The organism is Pseudomonas agronomica (assembly GCF_025917275.1).
Lineage (GTDB): Bacteria > Pseudomonadota > Gammaproteobacteria > Pseudomonadales > Pseudomonadaceae > Aquipseudomonas > Aquipseudomonas agronomica.
Genome location: NZ_JAOSHO010000659.1, coordinates 1 through 2,324 on the forward strand (window position 1 = coordinate 1; position 2,324 = coordinate 2,324).

The following is a 2,324-nucleotide window of genomic DNA, read 5'->3' on the forward strand; positions in this document are numbered from 1 at the left end:
ATCGCGAGCAAGCTCGCTCCCACAGGGGATTCGTGTGGACGCTGCGCTCAGTCGGCTGCCGAGTCCAAGCCAACGTTGAACTGCAACGCCGCCAACCGCGCATACAACGCATTGCTGGCAACCAACTCCTGGTGGGTGCCCACGGCGACCACTTTGCCCTGGTCCATCACGGCGATCCGGTCGGCATTTTTCACCGTGGCCAAGCGGTGGGCGATGACCAGGGTGGTGCGGTTTTTCATCAGGCTGGGCAGGGCTTGCTGGATGAGGTGTTCGCTTTGTGCATCGAGGGCGCTGGTGGCTTCGTCCAGGAGCAGGATCGGCGCGTCCACCAACAAAGCCCGGGCGATCGCCAGGCGTTGGCGCTGGCCGCCGGACAATCCGAGGCCGCCATCGCCCAAGTGGGTCTGATACCCATCAGGCATTTTCTCGATGAAATCATGGGCATGGGCGATTTGAGCGGCCTCGCGCACCTGCTCGGATGTCGCCTGCGGGTTGCCGTAGCGGATGTTCTCTTCCACCGTGCCGAAAAACAGCGCCGGATTCTGTGAAACCAGGGCGAAATGACGACGCAGGTCCAGCGGATCGACCAACGTCAACGGCACGTCGTCGATGAGGATCTGCCCTTGCGCCGGATCGTAGAAGCGCAGCAGCAGGTCATACACCGTTGATTTGCCCGCGCCGGACGGCCCGACAAGGGCCAGGGTCTCGCCCGCCTTGATACTCAGGTCGAGACCATCGACCGCATAGCTGTCTGGCCGGGAGGGATAGGAAAAACGCACGCCTTCGAGACGCAGGTCACCCCGGACCCGCTCGGGCAAGGTCACGAGACCGGAAGCCGGCGGCTGGATGATATTTTCCGAGCGCAGCAATTCGGCAATGCGCTCTGCCGCGCCGGCCGCCCGCTGCAGCTCGCCAATCACCTCGCTCAGGGTGCCGAAGGCGCTGCCGACGATGAGGCTGTAGAACACAAACGCCGCCAGCTCACCGCCGGAAATCCGCCCGGCGATCACATCCATGCCGCCGACCCAGAGCATCACCCCCACGGCCCCCAGCACTAGCACGATCACCAGCGTGATCAGCCAGGCACGCTGGGCGATGCGCTTGCGGGCCGTCTCGAAGGCCTGCTCTACGGTCACGGAAAATCGCTGCTCATCCTGGACTTGGTGGTTATAGGCCTGCACGGTCTTGATCTGGCCCAGGGTTTCGGAAACGTAGCTGCCGACGTCAGCAATGCGATCCTGGCTCTGGCGCGAAAGACTGCGCACCCGGCGGCCGAACACCAGGATCGGCGCCAGTACCAGTGGCAAGGCAATCACCACGATGCTGGTCAGCTTGGGATTGGTGATGAACAGCAGCACGATGCCGCCAACCACCATCAAGGCGTTGCGCAAGAACAACGACAGCGAAGAACCGATCACCGATTGCAGCAAGGTCGTGTCGGCGGTCAGCCGTGACTGGATTTCCGAACTGCGGTTGTTCTCGTAGAAACCCGGGTGCAAATACACCAAGTGATTGAACACCTGCCGCCGGATATCGGCCACCACGCGCTCGCCAATCCACGACACTAGGTAGAAGCGTGCAAACGTACCGATCGCCAGGCCAAGCACCAGCACCATGAACAGGCCGATGGATTGGTTGAGCAGGTGCGGTGAACGGGTCATGAAGCCTTGGTCCACCAACAGACGGATCCCTTGGCCCATGGACAATGTAATACCGGCCGTGACGATCAGGGCCAGTAACGCTCCGGCGACCTGCTTGCGATAGGGAGCGATGAAGCCACTGGCCAGGCGTATGGCGCGGCGATGTCGGGAAGAAAGCATCAAGATCGTCCGATAATGGAGCACAAAGGAGGTCGGCCGACAGCACCGAAGCGCAGCGGAACCAACGTGAACCGAAATGAGTCAGGTTAAATATGACCACCGATACTAATGCCTAGATGTTATCGGTCTAACGTCTGGCTGGAAACGCATGCGTGTTTCTGGTTGAGTGGGGCTGTCGTCATGAACCTTCAAGGAGTGTCATGGCTCGGTCACCTGACGACATTACGATAGGCACGCAACCTGATGAGGAGACAGGCCATGTCCTTGCAACACAGCAGCGACGACAAGATTCAAGTGATCCGCACGCAACCGGACCAGTCCCTGGGCTGCTCGTTCATCGATGCCCAAGGGCGCGAGGTTCCGATCACCGAAGACATGATCCAGAAAGCCTGCAGCGAGCTGGAAAAACGACTGGTCAAACCTGCCGAACAAAAGTGATAACAGCCCGTCTTCAATTGGACCCGACCTTGATGTCGGGTTTTTTATGTGTGCTGATTTGCACAG

The 2,324-nt window shown here is 60.2% G+C and carries 2 protein-coding genes; one reads left to right on the forward strand and one right to left on the reverse strand.

Annotation, left to right across the window (positions count from 1 at the left end):
• Nucleotides 1-47: 47 nt before the first annotated feature.
• Complete coding sequence (locus tag OC610_RS25865; protein ID WP_264431872.1) at nucleotides 48-1,820, reverse strand: ABC transporter transmembrane domain-containing protein; 1,773 nt, start codon at nucleotides 1,818-1,820, stop codon at nucleotides 48-50.
• A 258-nt stretch (nucleotides 1,821-2,078) separates the two neighbouring features.
• Between OC610_RS25865 and OC610_RS25870 the strand changes: the two genes are divergently transcribed.
• The gene (locus OC610_RS25870) at nucleotides 2,079-2,258 is read left to right on the forward strand and encodes a PA1571 family protein (RefSeq protein WP_003199629.1); all 180 of its coding nucleotides are present in this window, start codon (nucleotides 2,079-2,081) and stop codon (nucleotides 2,256-2,258) included.
• The last annotated feature ends 66 nt before the right edge of the window (nucleotides 2,259-2,324 follow it).

Excerpts from the sequence above, each read along its gene's own strand:
- OC610_RS25865 (WP_264431872.1), bottom strand. The coding sequence starts at position 1,820 with ATGCTTTCTTCCCGACATCGCCGCGCCATACGCCTGGCCAGTGGCTTC.
- OC610_RS25870 (WP_003199629.1), top strand. The coding sequence starts at position 2,079 with ATGTCCTTGCAACACAGCAGCGACGACAAGATTCAAGTGATCCGCACG.